Below are 17,105 nucleotides of genomic sequence, written 5' to 3' on the forward strand. Positions count from 1 at the left end.
ATGCTGATAATCATCGGGTTATAGAGGAAAGCATGAGCGGAGCCATTAAAATCAGGGAACTTGAAACGCGAGATTTTGCTGCATGGAATCTATTGTGGCAGGGATACAATGCGTTTTATGGTCGCCAGGGCGCTACGGCATTGCCGGATGAGGTGACGCAAACCACCTGGTCGCGTTTTTTTGACGCCTATGAACCTATGCATGCGTTGGTGGCGGAAGACGACGGCAAGTTGGTGGGGCTGACACATTATCTGTTGCACCGCAGCACTATTCAGATCCAACCCAACTGTTATCTGCAAGATCTGTTTACCGATGAAGCGGCCCGGGGAAAAGGCGTCGCGAAGGCATTGATTAATGCCGTCTATGCGCGGGCCGAGAGTCTCGCTTTGCCGCGGGTCTATTGGAATACGCATGAAACCAACCTTAACGCCATAAGGTTGTACGACAAGCTGGCGGACAGACCCGGTTTTGTGATGTACCGAAAGGTGCTTTGAAATTACGAAAAAATCTGCCACAACAAGGCGCCGTTGATAACGGCGCCAAAGGTCCAAACATCATGGCCACAGGCTCAGGCTGTGTGGCTCCCCCCCGTTAGCTGCAAATTGCCCATGCCCTTGACCTGCTTTGCGGTATGCGTGCTGGAAGGCAGGTGCAAAGCGCGATTTGACGCTACAGTTGATCTATTAATATATTGGCAAATCTTCAATTAACAGGTGATCGAATCACGCGTTTTTCGCGCGTATCCTCAGGTATGATGAATCGGTTGTCGCCCCTCATCATGTTGGCAGGATTTTACCCGTATTCTTCGAACGCTCTGGAAGCAAGATGCACACCACCCAGTCACCTGACACCACAAAATTACAGCCTGCGCTCACCGTCTTTGTACTGGTGTTCGCCGCCTGTATCTTCGGTATCGAGAGCCGGCCCATTGGCTTTCTGGCGGCATTTTGGCCGAGCAATGCGGTGTTGCTGGCGGTGTTCGTTCGTTATCCGGCCCTTGTCAGCCGTCTGGGTTGGCTGATGGCGATGTTGGGGTATTTGACGGCGGATCTGATCACCGGCAGCACACTCGACAAAGCCCTGTTGCTGAACGGCGCCAATATTGCCGGTGTCGCGGTGGGGTATCAGTTGTTTAAGCGTTTGCCGCCGCAGGTCAGAACGCTGGAACGCACCTCAGCCAGCGTTTATCTGTTTGCCATTTGTCTGGCCAGCGCCGCCGCCACCGGAGTAATAGGTGCCTTGGCCTCGGTGCTGCTGTTCGATCGCGAGTATTTCCCCGCCCTGGCGCTGTGGATGTCTTCGGAGTTTACCAATTACATTACGCTGATGCCGTTTATTCTGGCCTTTCCTGCGGATTGGCGAGCTTACCTGCGCGGTATAGCTCAGGGCATTACCCGGCGGCACGCGTGGTATCACACCGGCAGAAAACTGGCGGTTCTGATCCTGTTATTGCTGGCTTGCGTTGGCAGTATCCTGATTGGCGGGCCTGGCGCCGTGATTTTCCCGATGCCGATCCTGTTGTGGCTGGCGATGTCGTTTTCACTGTTCACCACCCTGGTGGTGGTGCTGATCTACGTTTTATGGTGCCATCTGGCCATTGATTTGGGTTTGATCGCCATTAACGTCGATATGCAGGCGCTGCAGAACACCGTGTCGATGCGGCTCGGAGTAGCGCTGTTGGCTCTGGGGCCGATTGCGATCGCCAGCATGAATTTCGCCCGCAATGCGCTGTTGCGGCAGTTGGAACACGTGGCGAACCATGACGCGCTGACCCACGTGCTGACGCGTAATGCCTTTATGCAGCGCGGCTCGCGGTTGCTCAGCCAAAAAGGCGAGCAGGTGTGCGTCATGATGCTGGACATCGACTACTTCAAATCCATCAACGATCGCTTTGGGCACTCCGGCGGTGACGCCGCACTGATTTCCTTTACCCGCGCCATTACCGGCGACCTGCGCGACTCCGATCTGTTTGGCCGCATGGGCGGGGAGGAATTCGCGATCGTTGCGCTTATCGAGCGCCAGCAAGATGCGGTGTATCTGGCCGAACGTCTGCGCCGGCGGGTGGAAATCGAATCGATCGCCATGCCTGCAGGCAATCATCTGCAAATCACCGTCAGCATCGGCATGGTTACCTGCATCGGCGGTACGGAGCAAAATCTCGATAATCTGTTGAAAATCGCCGACATGGCCGTCTATAAAGCCAAAAACAGCGGCCGCAACCGGGTCGCCACGCCAGAAATATCCCCACTGATTTACAGCGACCGCTGAAACCCGCAGCTTGCCGTTCATGGTTGACCCCGGCCAGGGGGTCTAAAATGGAAGGGAGCGCGGGCAATGTCGCTTGCGCCATACCTGATGTCCAAACGGACAAGAGGAATCATCTCATGAACTATGTTGATGGCTTTGTTGTGGCGGTGCCTGCCGCCAAGAAAGAGGCGTACCTTAAGCTGGCCGCCACGGCCGCACCCTTGTTTAAAGAGTTCGGTGCGACGCGGGTTGTCGAATGTTGGGGCAACGACGTGCCCGAAGGTAAACTCACCGATTTTCGCGGTGCAGTGAAAGCCGAGGCCGATGAAGTGGTGGTTTTCAGCTGGATCGAATACCCCTCAAAAGCGGTGCGTGACGCCGCCAACGAGAAAATGATGAACGACCCGCGCATGAAAGCGCTGGGCGAGCAGATGCCGTTTGACGGCAAACGCATGATTTTCGGCGGTTTCGAACCGATCCTTGACGAGTAACGGAGAGGGTAAGATGAAGATCACACAACACCTGTGGTTTGAAAAAGACATGGAAGCCGCGTTGCGTTGTTACATCGCGCTGATCCCCGGTTCTTCCCTGACCTGGAGCTCCACCTTGCCCGCCGATACTCCGAGCGGCCCTGCAGGCAGCGTAAAACTGGCGGCCTTTACCCTCGGCGATCAGCGCTATGCGGCTATCGAAGCCGGCCCGCTCGATGCTTTCAATCACAGTTTTTCGATTATGGTTGAATGCGCGGATCAGGCGGAAGTGGATCGGCTGTGGGCTTCGTTAAGCGAAGGCGGCACTATAGAGCAGTGCGGCTGGTTGCGCGATCGCTGGGGGTTGAGCTGGCAAATTGTCCCCCGGCGGTTGGGGGAGTTGATGAGCGACCCCGACAGCGCGAAGGTGAAACGGGTGACTGAAGCTATGCTGCAGATGGTCAAACTGGATATCGCCGGGCTGGAAGCGGCGGCTCGCGGCTAACTTTATCCCCGCAACAAGGACGGACATGATGCACAAAGAGCGGCACAGCATTGAGAATATAGGTTGGCTCCGGGCGGCGGTGCTTGGTGCAAACGACGGGATTGTCTCGACGGCCAGCCTGTTGCTCGGCGTGGCGGCGGCCAATGCGGCGCACGGCGGCATCTTGCTTGCCGGCATTGCCGGGCTGGTCGCCGGCGCGATGTCGATGGCTACCGGCGAATACGTCTCGGTGTCATCGCAGGCAGATACGGAAAAGGCCGCACTGGCGGAGGAGCAGTCGGAGTTGCTCAGCGATTACCCGGGCGAGTACCGTGAACTGACCTCTATCTATGTGCATCGCGGGTTGGATTTGGCGCTGGCCAAACAGGTGGCTGAAAAACTGATGACGCATGATGCGTTGGGGGCCCATGCCCGCGATGAATTGGGGATTTCGGCCATCACCACGGCGCGGCCATTGCAGGCGGCGCTGGCCTCGGCGCTGAGCTTTTCCGTCGGGGCGCTGCTGCCGTTACTGGTCGCGGTGCTGGCGCCGGTCGCATGGACCATTCCGGCTATCGTTGTTTCCGCACTGGTGTCTTTGGGCGTTCTCGGCGGGATTGCCGCCAGGGCTGGCGGCGCACCTATCCGCCCGGGCGTAGTGCGTATCCTGTTCTGGAGCGCGCTGGCGATGGCGGTTTCCTCCGGCGTTGGCCTGCTGTTTGGGGCTGCGGTGGGGTAATAGTTACGCCAGCCGTGCAACAAAATCAGTTTTTGCATTAATGCCGCTCACGCAAGGCTGAGTTTTTATCATTTGTCAGCGCCGCTGAATCGCTGCACCCTAAGGGAAATCGTTACGTAGCGTAGAGAATAACAATGGATGAATCACAGATTCAGCAGTGGATTACGCAATTCCCTTTGGTGCAGGACCTGATCGACCTCAAACCGATAACCTGGTTCAACCCGCGTGCAACGACCTTGCAGGCGGGGTTACCGTACGTGGGATTGGCTGCTGACGACGTCGCCGACGCGGAGCAGCGGCTGGCGCGTTTCGCCCCCTATCTGAGCGCCGCTTTTCCGGAAACCCGGGCCGCCAACGGCGTGATCGAATCCGAGGTTGTCGCCATCCCGGCGATGCAAACTGCGCTCGACCAGCGTTATGGACTGAAACTCGGTGGCCATTTGCTGCTGAAAAAAGACAGCCATCTGCCGATCTCCGGCTCAATCAAAGCGCGCGGGGGCATCTACGAGGTGCTGGCGCATGCGGAAAAACTGGCGCTGGCGGCGGGGTTGTTACAGCTTACGGACGACTACGGCAAGCTGTTCTCGGAAGAGTTTCGCCAGTTTTTCAGCCGTTATCGCATTGCCGTGGGGTCAACCGGTAATCTGGGGATGTCGATCGGCATCATCAGCGCCAGGCTGGGGTTCAGCGTTAGCGTGCACATGTCGGCGGATGCGCGCGAATGGAAAAAGCAGAAGCTGCGCGACAATGGCGTCAACGTGGTCGAGTACGAACAGGATTACGGCGTTGCCGTCGAGCAGGGCCGGTTACAGGCGGCGGGCGATCCGAGCTGCTTTTTTATCGATGACGAAAACTCGCAAACGCTGTTTCTCGGTTATGCGGTGGCCGGTGGCCGCCTGAAGCGGCAGTTCGCCGAGCGCGGCATTCGGGTTGACGCGCAGCACCCGCTGTTTGTCTATCTGCCCTGCGGCGTCGGCGGCGGGCCGGGCGGGGTGGCTTTCGGGTTGAAGCTGGCCTTTGGCGACCACGTTCACTGCATCTTTGCCGAACCGACGCACTCGCCCTGCATGCTGCTTGGGGTCTATACCGGGCTGCATGATCGGATCGCGGTTCAGGATCTTGGCATCGATAACCAAACCGCAGCGGACGGGCTGGCGGTTGGGCGCGCTTCCGGCTTTGTTGGCCGCGCCATGGAGCGCCTGCTCAGCGCTTTTTATACGTTAAGCGATCGCGAGATGTTCGCGCTGCTTGGGCTGTTGGATAGCCAGGAACATATTCAGCTGGAACCTTCGGCGCTGGCGGGCATGGCGGGGCCGTGGCGCGTGGCGGCTAACTCCGAATGGCTGGCCGGGCGCGGGCTGGATGAACGGCAGATGAACCAAGCCACTCACCTGGTATGGGCTACCGGCGGCGGCATGGTGCCAGCGGCGGAGATGGCGAAATACCTGGCCAACGTGCACGAGGCCGGTTAGTGCGTCAGCAGGGAAAGCTCTTGCGCGCCTTCGAGCAGGATCGGCAAGATGCGCTCGGTCAATTCACTTACCGGGACATGGCCGGCCTGTACGCCGACGTTTAACGCCGCGGTTACGCTGCCGTTGGCCGAGGTGATCGGCACGGCAATGGAACGCAGGCCGATTTCCAGCTCTTGATCGTTAATCGCATAACCCTGCGCGCGGACCTTATCCAGCTCTTCGCGCAGTTTGTCGATGGAACCGATGGTGTATTGCGTATAGCGCATCAGGGTGATGCGTTGCAGGTAATCATCCCGCTTATCCGCCGGCAGATGGCTCAGCAGCACGCGCCCCATCGAAGTGGCGAACGCCGGCAGCCGGCTGCCTATGTTCAGATCGATAGTCATGATGCGTTCGGCGGAGGCGCGGGCGATATACAAAATGTTGTCGCCGTCCAGCGTGGCGATGGAACAGGATTCATTCAGCAATTGGCTGATGTGTTTCAGCACCGGTTGGGTGGCTTTGGCCAAGGGTGTCGAGCCGAGATAGGCATGGGCCAGCGTCAGAATACGCGGGCGCAGCTCGAAGTTTTTACCGTCCTGCGCGTAAACAAACCCCAGCTTGTTCAGGGTATACAGGCAACGACGCACCGCTGCGCGCGGAATGCCGGTTTTCTGGCTGATTTGCGAAATCGACATCAGGCGGCGTTGCGGGGTAAAGGCCTGGATCACCTCCAGCCCCCGCGCCAGCGAGGCCATAAAATTGGGATCGCCCTTGAAAGGATCGCCGCTGGCGGCGGACAGCGTAATGTCATGGATGGCGATGTCTTCGCCGGCAGAGATCTTGGCCATTCAGGCTCCCGGTTTAAATGCTTACAGCGCCAGATAGCGCAGGGTCGCCACGACGGCCAGCCGCCGGTTATGGATAACCTGGTCTTCCGGCGGTTCATGACTTTCGAACAGCGTATTAAAGGTGTACTGGTTGGCAACATAGTGGAAACACAGGCTGCTGATCAAGCGGTGCACGTCGGCGGCGCTGGCATCTGCAGTAAACTCCCGGCTTTGCTTGCCGCGCTGCAAGATATCTTCCAGCAAACTCAAGGCGCTCTGATTCAGTGCCTTAATGCGCGGTGACTGGCGGATGTACTGGCCACGCAGCATGTTCTCCATGCAAATCACGCGGATGAAGTCAGGGTGCTCCGCATGGTAGTTGAAGCTTTCCTCAACCAGCCGGGTCATCGCCTCCACTGGCGGCAACGCTTGCAGATCCAGCGCGGTTTCGTGCGCGCGAATATGCTGGTACACGTGTTCGAGCACCTCCAGATAGAGCGACTCCTTGTTCTTGAAATGATAAACCACCATGCGTTTGGTGGTGGCCGCGTGCTCGGCAATGTTCTCCATGCGGGCGCCTTTCAGGCCCGCCTCGGCAAACTCACTCAGCGCCCCGGCAAAAATTCGCTGTTTCAGGCCGACCGGGTCGTTTTTGCGTTTGGTGGCGGGGATATCATCATTGTTCAACACATCAGTCACTTATCGTTTGGGTACACCGGTTAAGAGTAACCGGGGTGACCGGGTAATACAATCCGCTGCGGCGGCGCTTTTGTGAGCGCCATCATGTTGCTCAAACAGGCGATGACGGGGCGCAGGATGATACCGCTGCGTTGAGCGACGATCGCTCAATCGGCAGCTATAAAAGTATGGAATAGGGGGTAAAGAAAGAACCTGAATCTGCGAGAGAATCCTATTAATAAGGGACTGTTTTCTTGTTTCTCATCACCGGGTAGAGAATATATCCATCTGAACAGAGGCTGCGTTTGATATAAAAACCTCAACTCTGGGTTTAAAAAATGAGTGATGTAAACGGATGGAGAATCGTACGGAAAGTGTTTTTTCACCCCCTCCGGCTTCCCCGATTCAGTCTTTCCTCTGGTTAATTATTACGAAGTTGGTTTGCACTTTTTTCCCTGATGGACTGTAGTTCATACGTCTCCTGTCATTTTCCTTTCAACGCCGAAAGACTTAATTTGACTTGTCGCTGTTCAAGGGGAATCGACGTGTTGAAAATGAGGTGTGGGCCATGCCGATAAGGCGCTCATTGATGTCAGAGCATGGATATTGCGGGAAAACGAGGAGGAGTATCTGCCGTATAGGTGACAACGGCAGGATAAAATATCTGAAAAAAGCGGTGGCGAAAAGCAAACCCGGATAAACAGTCCGATGGTGAACTTCAAATTGTGCAAAAAACGCACTGCGAGAGGGTGGGCGGCATACAGACATTGCGCAAGGCAAGATTTAGCCGTGGTTTTACAATTTATTTTATTTAACTTATTGATTTTAAAGTTATTTAATTGAATTTTCGTTTTATTTTAGAAGCCTTGCAACCTGGAGAAACGCCTGCAATCATGGCTAAACCAAAGTGAAATTTTATGAATATTGACGATTTCACTTTTATTTTTACATTAACAAAGCGCGTTGAGTTTTATTTTATGTTTTTTTACATGCCAGGCTGCCGCTTTGCCGCTACTCTGATTCGGCAATGTCAAATTAAGGATGATGTTATGCGGGACATGCAGATAACATAGGGACATGTTATGGATTTTTCTATTGATCTATTGGGTTTTATTGTCTCTAAATTATCTCCTGAAACATTCTCCTTTTATAGCGCTGTGCCGTGTTTTTTATTTTAGCTGAAAGTCGCTTGTCAAAACGTGATACGTGAGATTTTTAAGTGAAATAAAATGGCGGACTATTTCGGTTATCTTAATGTTTTTATCTTGTGGTCGCTAATGGTGAGCGTTAGGGAACAGTAACAATACGCAGCGGGTGAATGAAAATCGTGCCTCACGCTGAGGACGTCAATAAACCCAATGCCACTATTTAGTTTAGTTGCGTTACTTTACCGGACCACGGGATATATTTTTTGGAAATATTTTTATTCACTCAGGAGCACACTCAATGAACCAGCGTTTGGACTTTATCGGTATTGGTATCGGTCCGTCCAACCTCAGCCTTGCTGCGCTTGGAAGCGAAATCGAGGGTTTCAATTGCAAATTCCTCGAACGCAAACCGCACTTTTCTTGGCACCCAGGCATGATCCTGGCGGATAGCAGCATGCAGACCCATTTTTTGAAGGATCTGGTCACGGCCGTCTCGCCAACCAATCCTTATAGTTTTCTCAACTATCTGGTGAAGAGTAAAAAGTTCTACCGCTTCCTGACGACTGAGCAGCGTACCGCGTCACGCGAAGAGTTTGCCGATTATCTCAACTGGGCGGCAACGGGGTTGGATTCGCTGATGTTCAATCAAGAGGTTCGTCGTGTGGACTTTGATGACAATCAACGGCAGTTTGTCGTCACCACTCAAAATGATGTGTTTTACGCTAAACACCTGTGTGTGGGTATCGGCAAGCAAATCAAATTGCCGGACTGCGTAACCCAACAAAATGATCAATGTTTTCACGCCAGCGAAATGATGTTGCGTCAGCCAAAACTTGCCGGAAAACGCGTGGCCATTGTGGGGGGAGGCCAAAGCGGTGCTGACCTGTTCCTGAATATTTTCCAGGGGGAATGGGGTCGGCCAGAACAACTTAGCTGGATATCTCGGCGCAACAACTACAACGCACTTGATGAAGCCGCCTTTGCCAACGAGTATTTTACGCCAGATTATGTCGACAACTTCTACACACTCGGTCACGCGGCCAAAGAACATATGCTATTGGAACAAAGGATGACTTCTGATGGCATCACCAGCGAGTCTCTGTTGGCAATTTATCGCGCCATGTATCACCACTTCGATGTGCTCCGTGAGAAGCGATGGGTGCGCTTGCTACCCAGCCGTTCAGTTACGGCCCTTAATGCCAAAGACAATGCTTATCAGTTAGAGACGCTGCATCACCTTGATCAAGGGCGAGAAAGCTTTGATGCAGACGTGGTTATCTTTGCCACCGGTTATGAACAGGCCCGTCCGGCCTTTCTTGATTCCCTGGCCGATCGTTTGTTAACCACCGCCGATGGGCAATACCGTATCGCTTCTGATTTTACCCTTGAGCGGGAAGGGGTACATGAGAATTGCCTGTTTGCTGTCAACGCCAGCATGCACCATCACGGTATCGCCGATCCTCAGCTTAGCCTGATAGCCTGGCGTTCGGCGCGCATTCTCAATCGAGCTTTAGGTCAGAATCAATTTGATCTGAGCACCACCCCGGCGATGATTCAATGGCGCAGTGAGCAAGAACAGCCAATCGCTTTAAATTCCTTTGGGACCTCTCGGTCACCTTTTTAATATTTTAATCAAATGATGAGATGGCTTGCATGAGAAAATACATTAATAAATTCATCATGAATCAATTGGCTACATTTGCGCCGACGTTCAAGACGAGATTTATATACGAAAGGGCATTCGGAAAAAGATTGAATTTAAACCCACCGTCGACATGGAACGAGAAGATAAATTATCTCAAACTCAACGATTACAGCAACAATGCACTGGTCACGCAATGTGCGGATAAATACGCAGTCAGAGAGTATCTAAAGGCCAAGGGATGTGAGGAAATTCTCAATGAACTCTACTTCGCCTGCGATTCGGTTCATGAGATCCCATGGGGTTCCTTACCTGATAAGTTCGTGATCAAGGGAAACCATGGTTCGGGTTACAACCTGATTTGTCAGGATAAAAGTTCTCTGGATATCGTAAAAACGTCGAAAACCATTGAAAACTGGATGCGTGAGGACTATTGGAAGGTCTATGCGGAATTAAATTACAAGAACATCAATAAAAAAATAATAGGTGAGAAATTCATAGAGTCATCTAATGGCGTTGGCCCTGATGATTATAAAATATACTGCTTCCATGGCGTTCCTTACTGCACATTACTTTGCGTCGGTAGGGAAACCGGCATGCCAAAATATTACTTCTTCGATAAAGACTTCAAGTTTCTTTGTTATAGCCAAGACTGCCTGGCTCTCAGCCAGGAAGAGATCGATGCTTTTGTTAAGCCCGAAGGTTACGATGAACTCTTTGAGTACGCCAGAATATTGTCTGAGCCCTTTGAATTTGTCCGCGTCGATTTCTATATCTCCAATGGCAAAGTCATCTTTGGCGAATTGACCTTCACACCCTCGGCAGGGATTGATACGGACATACTCGAACCCACAGATATCTTGCTCGGGAAGATGCTTAACCTCAAATAGCGCCTGACATCCTCCGCAGCGGGCGCTTTTGTGATCCGGGTTAAAGAGTTGTTAACGTTCGCGGGCGGCACATTGACACAATGAACCTTATGGTACATTTATAACTGCATATGCCGCCGCCCGTTTCCCCTTTAACGGCGGCGAGCCGATTTGTAACCACTGTCGCAAAGGGGAAAAGTCATGTTTCGTTCAATTGCCACCGTATCCATCGCAGGAACCCTGCCGGAAAAGCTGGAAGCCATTGCCGCCGCCGGTTTTGACGGCGTGGAGATTTTTGAAAACGACCTGCTGTATTATCCCGGCAAACCGGCGGATATCCGCCGTCTGGCGCAGGATCTTGGGCTGGCGATTACACTGTTCCAGCCATTTCGCGACTTTGAGGGCGGCCCACGCGATCGGCTGGCGGCCAATCTCGAACGCGTGCGGCGCAAGTTTGCACTGATGCAAGAGCTTGGCTGCGACCGCATGCTGCTTTGCAGCAACGTAGCGCCAGACTGCTCCGCAGAGATTGAACTGCAGATTGAGGATCTGGGGCGTCTGGCCTGCCTGGCTCAGCAACAGGGCATGGTGGTGGGGTACGAGGCGCTCGCCTGGGGGCGGCATGTGAACCGCTATCGTCAGGCCTGGGAGCGGGTTCGCGCCGTCGACAGCCCGGCGCTGGGGCTGGTGCTGGACAGTTTTCATATTTTGGCGCTGGGCGATAACCTCGATCACCTGGAGGATATCCCGGCGGAGAAAATCAGCTTCCTGCAACTGGCCGATGCGCCATTGATGAACATGGAGGTGATCGAATGGAGCCGGCATTTTCGTTGTTTCCCCGGACAGGGGGAATTACCGCTGGTCGAATTTACCCGCAAACTGGTTGAAAAAGGCTACACCGGCCCCTGGTCGCTGGAGATTTTCAACGACGGTTTTCGCGCCACGCCGAGTGCGCCCACGGCGCAGGACGGCCTGCGCTCGCTGCTGTACCTGGAAGAACAGGTGGCCGCCACCCAGCCGCCCACGCCTGAGTTATTCAGCAGCGCACCTTTGCCTGAAAGCCGGCAGATCGAGTTTATCGAGTTTGCGGTAAACAGGCAGGAGGCGGAAAACTTGGCCGGTTGGCTGCGGCAGATGGGGTTCAGCCTGCGCGGTGAGCACCGTTCCAAGGCCGTGACGCTGTATCAAAACGGCGCGGTGCGCATCATCCTTAACCAGCAAAACGACTCATTTGCCGCTGATTACCGTGAGCGGCATGGCGCTTCGCTGTGCGCCATGGCCTGGCGGGTGGCTAACCCGTCCGCTTTGCTACAGCGGGCGCAAGATTTCGGTTATCCGGTTTATCAGGGGCAGGTTGGCCCGAATGAACACCGCATCCCGGCGCTGTGCGCTCCAGACGGTAGCCTGATATACCTGGTTGAGACCCCGGTTAACGGCGGCGAAGCGGCGATTTATCAGGATGACTTCCATTTGCGGGACAAGCCGACACGCACGGCGTCTGAACTTGAGGGCATCGATCATCTGGCGGTGGCGATGCCTGAAAACGCATTAAAAAGCTGGGTGATGTTTTTGCGCTGCGTGCCGGGTTTCGAACCGGACGGCGAACAACTGCTGCCGGATCCTTACGGGCTGGTGCACAGCCGGGTGATGCACAGCCGTTGTAACGGCATCCGCCTGCCGCTGAACGTCTCGCAGAGCAACGCGACGCTCAGCGCCAGAACGGTGGAGACCTACCACGGCGCCGGGCTACAGCACGTCGCGTTTTCGACCGGGGATATTTTTCAGGCGGTTGAACAGGCCAAGGCCAAGGGTATGCAGTTGTTGACCATCGCCGATAACTACTACGAAGATCTGGCTGCCCGTTTTGATCTCGACGACGCCTTTATCGCCCGGCTGGCACAGTACCATATTCTCTACGATCGCGACGCGCAGGGCGGCGAGCTGTTGCACGTTTACAGCCGGCCGTTTGCCGAAGGGCGATTTTTCTTTGAATTACTGCAAAGGCTTGGCGGGTACGCCCAGTATGGTGCGGTAAATGGTGCGGCACGTTTGGCGGCGATGCGGCAATTGCGCTGATGGCAGGGCGCGGTTCATCACCGCGCCCGTTCCGGTCAGCCGGCTTGCCGGAATACCTGGCTCATGCTTGCGGTATCCGGCGCGTGCCCGGTATACAGCTGAAACGCCAGCGCTGCCTGGTTCACCACCATGCCGTCGCCCACGATAGCCCGGCAGCCTTTGGCGCGGGCCTTTTTCACCAACTCGGTTTCCCGGGGAACATAAATCACGTCCGCCAACCAGTGGCGCGGTTGCAGCCAGTCGATATCCACCGGCATGCCCGGGTGGCCGGTCATGCCGATCGGCGTGGCCTGTACCAGGCCGTCGCTGTCGGCCAACGCCCCGGCCACGTCTTCCGTCACGCCGATCCGCTGTTCGCCAAAGTGCCGGGCCAACTGCTGTTGCAGGCTGCGGCTGCGCGCCGGATCCCGATCGTGCAACATCAAATGGCCGACTCCGTGCGCCAATAAGCCATAAGCCACCGCATAGCCCGCGCCGCCTGCGCCCACCTGCACCACGCGATTGATATTTTCGCCGCTCAACCCTTGGCTAAAGTGGGTGATAAACCCGTCGCAATCGGTGTTGTGGCCAATGCGTTTGCCATTGCGAAACAGCACGGTATTGACTGCGCCAATGGCGCTGGCCTGAGGCGACAGCTCATCCAGCCAGGGAATGACCTGTTGCTTGAACGGATGCGTGATATTACAGCCGGTGAAACCCAACAGCGCCAAGCTGTCGAGCACCTCCGGCAGGCGCTCGTCGGCCCAACCGCGCTGGGTGAAATCGAGCAGTTGATAGGCGCAACGCAGGCCTTGCCGACGGGCCTCCTGCTCGTACAGCTGCGGTGACAGCGATCCCTGAATGCCCTGGCCCAGCAGGGCGAGCAAATAGAGCGGGCGAGGTTGTTCATTAGTCTTCATGGTTTCTCCGGGTTCAGGGCCGTGGATCACGACACGAAGAAAAAATGAACCATTTGGTACCTTGTGTAAACCGGCTATTTTCGATTTGTGATCGGTATCATGTTGCCTGAATGTTAAGCAATCCGTGAGTGCCGGCATCGTCATGATGATCTTCCTCACACTTCGACAACATTATTTTTCGCCGCTGCGCTGGCGTTTCACCCGGCAATAAGGTTATTAATTATATTAGTTTTCAGCGTTTTGTATTATCGGCTCTCGGTAGAGCGGTGTTTTAACTTGGCGACAAACGTACCAATGGGTTCGATAACCGCCCAGATTATCGATACCCTCCGTTGCCGACTCGCTTGAGAGTTCTTACATTGGAAGTGCGATATTTGAATGTTGGTGCGATTATCGAACATTTGCATTCATCTGCGCCTGTAGCCCTGGTGGCCGTAAAGCGAATAACACAGCGACGCGGAGACAGTCCCGACGCTTATAACGACATTTGCGGCCTGAGCCGACTGTACGGAGGAAGACATTGTGGCTTCAAACGAAATTGATGTTCGCACACTGATTAACGATCGCCCGTTATCCGGGTATCAAAAATTGATCGTTTTGCTTGGATTTATCGTTATTGCACTGGATGGCTTCGATATTACCCTGATGGGCTTTATCGCGCCGGAGCTGAAAAGCGAATGGGGCGTTGGCAATCATCAACTTGGCATGGTGATCAGTGCGGCGTTGATCGGCCTGACGATAGGCGCGTTGCTGTCCGGGCCGCTGGCGGATTGGATGGGTCGTAGGGTGATTATCATCAACAGCGTGTTCTTTTTTGGCTTGTGGACGCTGATCACCGCATTTTCGCAGAATATCGAGCAAATGATTTTCTTCCGCTTCATGACCGGCCTGGGGCTGGGGGCGGCAATGCCGAACGTCGGCACCCTGATATCCGAATATGCGCCGGAAAAGAAACGGTCGTTCATTATCACCGTCGTGTTCTGCGGATTTACCTTCGGCGCTGCGCTGGGGGGATTCGCCGCCTCATGGATTATTCCGCAGATGGGCTGGCATGCGCTGCTGCTGCTGGGGGGCATACTGCCGTTGCTTAGCGTGCCGCTGCTGCTCGCCAAGCTGCCGGAATCGGTGCGATTCCTGGTGACCAAGCGCGCCAGCCCTGAACGCATCGGCAAGATTGTGGAAAAACTGGCGCCGGGGAGTACCGACGCCAACACGCGCTACACTTTGCCGCCGCTGGTAGCCCCCGGTAAAGGCTCGATGCAGATTGTGGTGTCGCCTCAGTACCGTTTTGGCAGCGTCATGCTATGGCTGGGGTATTTTATGGCGTTGTTCCTGGTCTATCTGCTTGGCAGCTGGCTGCCGACGCTGGTGAAAGGCATCGGGATGAGTGTGGCGCAAGCGGCGGTAATTACGGCGCTTTATCAAGCCGGCGGCACTGCAGGCTCGCTGTTTGCCGGTTGGCTGATGGATCGGGTTAATCCTCACAGGGCACTGGGCGTTATCTACCTGCTGGGAGCCTGTTTCACGGTGTTGATAGGCTTGGCTTCTCACAGTAGCGTGATGCTCGGCGTGCTGGCGTTGGCCTGCGGTTTTTGCCTGAACGGCGCCAATACCGGCATGAATGCGCTGTCGGCGCACTATTACCCGACGGAGGCGCGGGCGACCGGCTCCAGCTGGATGCACGGCGTCGGGCGCATCGGCGCTATCCTCAGCGCCTTTGCCGGTGCAGAGATGCTGGCGCTGGGCTGGGGATTCGAGCGCATCTTTGCCATTATCGCCATTCCAGCGGTGATCACCGCCTGCGCCATCTTCCTGAAGGGTATCCGGGGCTTTAATCGCCAGGCTCAGTTACCCACAGGCGAAATCGCCAAGAGCATTTGATCGTTGAGGCAGCGCGCCGGCTAATCTGACCGGTGCGCGGCTGAAAGTCATGTTTCACCAGTGTTAATTTGCTCACAGAACTCAATTCCTTCCTTTTTGCGAAAAAATTCTCACCCAATTGAAAATTAAAAACTTCTTAAAACATTAGTCTTTTCTCGTTCGGTAATCGCACGCTAATTAATTTAACAATATTGAAACTTATTGTCGGCGGTGTTTTGATTTGAAAGTCGATTAACGAACCAAGTTCCGATAATCGCACAATTAGCGGTTGTGCCAGCGTCGAGTCTGGCCGTTCCCGCCAGGCTTATTGCGCCAGGCCAACTTAGGAAACGCCAATGTCCGATCACAACACCTTAGAGATTCAATCGTTTATCAATGACAAACCCTTTTCCCGTTATCAGTGGATGATCCTGATACTGTGCTTTTTAACGGTAGCGCTGGACGGATTCGATACTGCGATCATCGGTTTTATCGCCACTTCGCTGGTGCAGGACTGGGGAATTGAGAAGACCTCGCTGGGGCCGGTGATGAGTGCCGCTCTGGTGGGGCTGGCGGTGGGGGCGCTGACCGCCGGGCCGTTGGCGGACCGCATTGGTCGTAAAAAGGTGCTGGTGATGTCGCTGATCCTGTTTGGCGGTTTCAGCCTGCTGACGGCATTCGCCACCTCCTTGCCCATGCTGACATTGCTGCGTTTTTTAACCGGGCTGGGGCTGGGGGCAGCGATGCCGAATGCCGCCACCCTGATGTCGGAATATGCGCCTGAACGTAAACGCGCACTGCTGGTGAACCTGATGTTCTGCGGCTTTCCGCTGGGTTCCTCACTGGGCGGTTTCGTTTCCGCCTGGCTGATCCCGCACTTTGGCTGGCAGAGCGTGATGGTACTGGGCGGCGTAATGCCGCTGCTGCTGGCGGTGGTGTTGATTGTCGCCTTGCCGGAATCTGCGCGTTTCATGGTGGTGCACGGTTATCCTCGCGAACGCATCGCTGCGGTGCTCAAGCGCATAGCACCGATCAACTTGCCGGACTCGTTGCGTTTTACCCTGAGTGAAAGCGGCCAGGTGAAGGCGAAATCGGCGCTGGGCGTGATTTTCTCCCAGCGCTATCTGATGGGCACGCTGATGCTGTGCCTTACCTATTTTATGGGTCTGATGATTTTCTACCTGCTGACCAGCTGGTTGCCGCTATTGATCCGTGAAACCGGTGCATCCATCCGCCAGGCTTCGCTGATTACTGCGCTGTTTCCTCTGGGCGGCGGCATTGGCGTGTTGATTATCGGTTGGCTGATGGACCGGATGAACCCGCACAAGGTGGTGGCAGTGGGGTATCTGCTGACCGGGCTGTTTGTCTGCGCGATTGGCTATGTTTATACCCATCCGATACTGATGGCGGTGACGGTATTCATCGCCGGTACCTGCATGAACGGGGCACAGTCTTCAATGCCGGCGCTGGCCGCCGGTTTCTATCCGACCCAGGGACGGGCGACCGGTGTGGCCTGGATGCTGGGATTGGGGCGCTTTGGCGGCATCCTTGGCGCCATGAGCGGCGGGGTGCTGATGCAAATGCAGCTGTCGTTCAGCACCATTTTTACCCTGTTGGCCATTCCGGCGCTGGTTGCTGCGTTGGCGCTGATGATCAAACATTTTTCCACCCGCACGCCGGCGCTGCCCGGTTCGCTCAACAAAGCGCTATAA

14 protein-coding genes are annotated in these 17,105 nt (G+C 55.0%); 11 read left to right on the top strand and 3 right to left on the bottom strand.

The features are described from left to right. Window positions 1–32: 32 nt before the first annotated feature. The 6 genes from D4100_RS01440 to D4100_RS01465 all read left to right on the top strand — a co-directional run bounded on the left by D4100_RS01440 (window position 33) and on the right by D4100_RS01465 (window position 5,412). A complete protein-coding gene (locus D4100_RS01440; RefSeq protein WP_006316969.1) occupies window positions 33–494 on the top strand; it encodes a GNAT family N-acetyltransferase in 462 nt (153 codons plus the stop codon). 331 nt (window positions 495–825) lie between these two features. Then, entirely contained in the window at window positions 826–2,268 is a 1,443-nt protein-coding gene (locus D4100_RS01445) for a GGDEF domain-containing protein (RefSeq protein ID WP_119802702.1), read from the top strand. 116 nt (window positions 2,269–2,384) lie between these two features. After that, entirely contained in the window at window positions 2,385–2,738 is a 354-nt protein-coding gene (locus tag D4100_RS01450; protein WP_119802703.1) for a DUF1428 domain-containing protein, read from the top strand. A gap of 13 nt (window positions 2,739–2,751) precedes the next feature. Further along, complete coding sequence (locus tag D4100_RS01455; protein ID WP_119802704.1) at window positions 2,752–3,222, top strand: VOC family protein; 471 nt, start codon at window positions 2,752–2,754, stop codon at window positions 3,220–3,222. A gap of 28 nt (window positions 3,223–3,250) precedes the next feature. After that, entirely contained in the window at window positions 3,251–3,940 is a 690-nt protein-coding gene (locus D4100_RS01460; RefSeq protein WP_006317295.1) for a VIT1/CCC1 transporter family protein, read from the top strand. Between the two features lie 134 nt (window positions 3,941–4,074). After that, on the top strand, window positions 4,075–5,412 hold the full coding sequence (locus D4100_RS01465; RefSeq protein WP_119802706.1) for a D-serine ammonia-lyase: 1,338 nt from the start codon (window positions 4,075–4,077) through the stop codon (window positions 5,410–5,412). On the opposite strand, the gene D4100_RS01470 is transcribed toward D4100_RS01465, so the two are convergent. Further along, window positions 5,409–6,242 carry an IclR family transcriptional regulator domain-containing protein gene (locus D4100_RS01470; RefSeq protein ID WP_006317300.1) on the bottom strand — a complete coding sequence of 278 codons (834 nt, stop codon included), beginning with the start codon at window positions 6,240–6,242 and terminating at the stop codon, window positions 5,409–5,411. The two genes, D4100_RS01465 and D4100_RS01470, sit on opposite strands and share 4 nt — an antisense overlap. 21 nt (window positions 6,243–6,263) lie before the next feature. Next, window positions 6,264–6,911, bottom strand: a complete 648-nt coding sequence (locus D4100_RS01475) for a TetR/AcrR family transcriptional regulator (RefSeq protein ID WP_119804088.1) — start codon at window positions 6,909–6,911, stop codon at window positions 6,264–6,266. 1,434 nt (window positions 6,912–8,345) lie between these two features. Here D4100_RS01475 and D4100_RS01485 point away from each other — a divergent pair. From D4100_RS01485 to D4100_RS01495, 3 genes are all read left to right on the top strand, one after another. Continuing rightward, on the top strand, window positions 8,346–9,671 hold the full coding sequence (locus D4100_RS01485; protein ID WP_119802708.1) for a lysine N(6)-hydroxylase/L-ornithine N(5)-oxygenase family protein: 1,326 nt from the start codon (window positions 8,346–8,348) through the stop codon (window positions 9,669–9,671). A gap of 29 nt (window positions 9,672–9,700) precedes the next feature. Further along, window positions 9,701–10,579, top strand: coding sequence for an ATP-grasp fold amidoligase family protein (locus D4100_RS01490; RefSeq protein ID WP_006317303.1), 879 nt, complete (start codon window positions 9,701–9,703; stop codon window positions 10,577–10,579). Between the two features lie 180 nt (window positions 10,580–10,759). Further along, window positions 10,760–12,634 carry a bifunctional sugar phosphate isomerase/epimerase/4-hydroxyphenylpyruvate dioxygenase family protein gene (locus tag D4100_RS01495; RefSeq protein WP_119802710.1) on the top strand — a complete coding sequence of 625 codons (1,875 nt, stop codon included), beginning with the start codon at window positions 10,760–10,762 and terminating at the stop codon, window positions 12,632–12,634. Between the two features lie 35 nt (window positions 12,635–12,669). On the opposite strand, the gene D4100_RS01500 is transcribed toward D4100_RS01495, so the two are convergent. Beyond that, window positions 12,670–13,533 carry a shikimate dehydrogenase gene (locus D4100_RS01500; protein WP_119802712.1) on the bottom strand — a complete coding sequence of 288 codons (864 nt, stop codon included), beginning with the start codon at window positions 13,531–13,533 and terminating at the stop codon, window positions 12,670–12,672. A gap of 519 nt (window positions 13,534–14,052) precedes the next feature. On the opposite strand from D4100_RS01500, the gene D4100_RS01505 reads away from it, so the two are divergent. Next, complete coding sequence (locus tag D4100_RS01505; RefSeq protein ID WP_418346468.1) at window positions 14,053–15,414, top strand: MFS transporter; 1,362 nt, start codon at window positions 14,053–14,055, stop codon at window positions 15,412–15,414. 335 nt (window positions 15,415–15,749) lie between these two features. Next, window positions 15,750–17,105, top strand: coding sequence for an MFS transporter (locus tag D4100_RS01510; protein ID WP_119802713.1), 1,356 nt, complete (start codon window positions 15,750–15,752; stop codon window positions 17,103–17,105).

The sequence above is a fragment of the Serratia inhibens genome (genome assembly GCF_003591175.1).
Taxonomy (GTDB): Bacteria; Pseudomonadota; Gammaproteobacteria; order Enterobacterales; family Enterobacteriaceae; genus Serratia; species Serratia inhibens.

Bases quoted from the DNA above. Each gene is read 5' to 3' on its own strand.
- D4100_RS01470 (WP_006317300.1), bottom strand. From the start codon at position 6,242: ATGGCCAAGATCTCTGCCGGCGAAGACATCGCCATCCATGACATTACG.
- D4100_RS01455 (WP_119802704.1), top strand. From the start codon at position 2,752: ATGAAGATCACACAACACCTGTGGTTTGAAAAAGACATGGAAGCCGCG.
- D4100_RS01510 (WP_119802713.1), top strand. From the start codon at position 15,750: ATGTCCGATCACAACACCTTAGAGATTCAATCGTTTATCAATGACAAA.
- D4100_RS01495 (WP_119802710.1), top strand. From the start codon at position 10,760: ATGTTTCGTTCAATTGCCACCGTATCCATCGCAGGAACCCTGCCGGAA.
- D4100_RS01450 (WP_119802703.1), top strand. From the start codon at position 2,385: ATGAACTATGTTGATGGCTTTGTTGTGGCGGTGCCTGCCGCCAAGAAA.
- D4100_RS01460 (WP_006317295.1), top strand. From the start codon at position 3,251: ATGCACAAAGAGCGGCACAGCATTGAGAATATAGGTTGGCTCCGGGCG.
- D4100_RS01485 (WP_119802708.1), top strand. From the start codon at position 8,346: ATGAACCAGCGTTTGGACTTTATCGGTATTGGTATCGGTCCGTCCAAC.
- D4100_RS01465 (WP_119802706.1), top strand. From the start codon at position 4,075: ATGGATGAATCACAGATTCAGCAGTGGATTACGCAATTCCCTTTGGTG.
- D4100_RS01490 (WP_006317303.1), top strand. From the start codon at position 9,701: ATGAGAAAATACATTAATAAATTCATCATGAATCAATTGGCTACATTT.
- D4100_RS01445 (WP_119802702.1), top strand. From the start codon at position 826: ATGCACACCACCCAGTCACCTGACACCACAAAATTACAGCCTGCGCTC.
- D4100_RS01500 (WP_119802712.1), bottom strand. From the start codon at position 13,533: ATGAAGACTAATGAACAACCTCGCCCGCTCTATTTGCTCGCCCTGCTG.
- D4100_RS01440 (WP_006316969.1), top strand. From the start codon at position 33: ATGAGCGGAGCCATTAAAATCAGGGAACTTGAAACGCGAGATTTTGCT.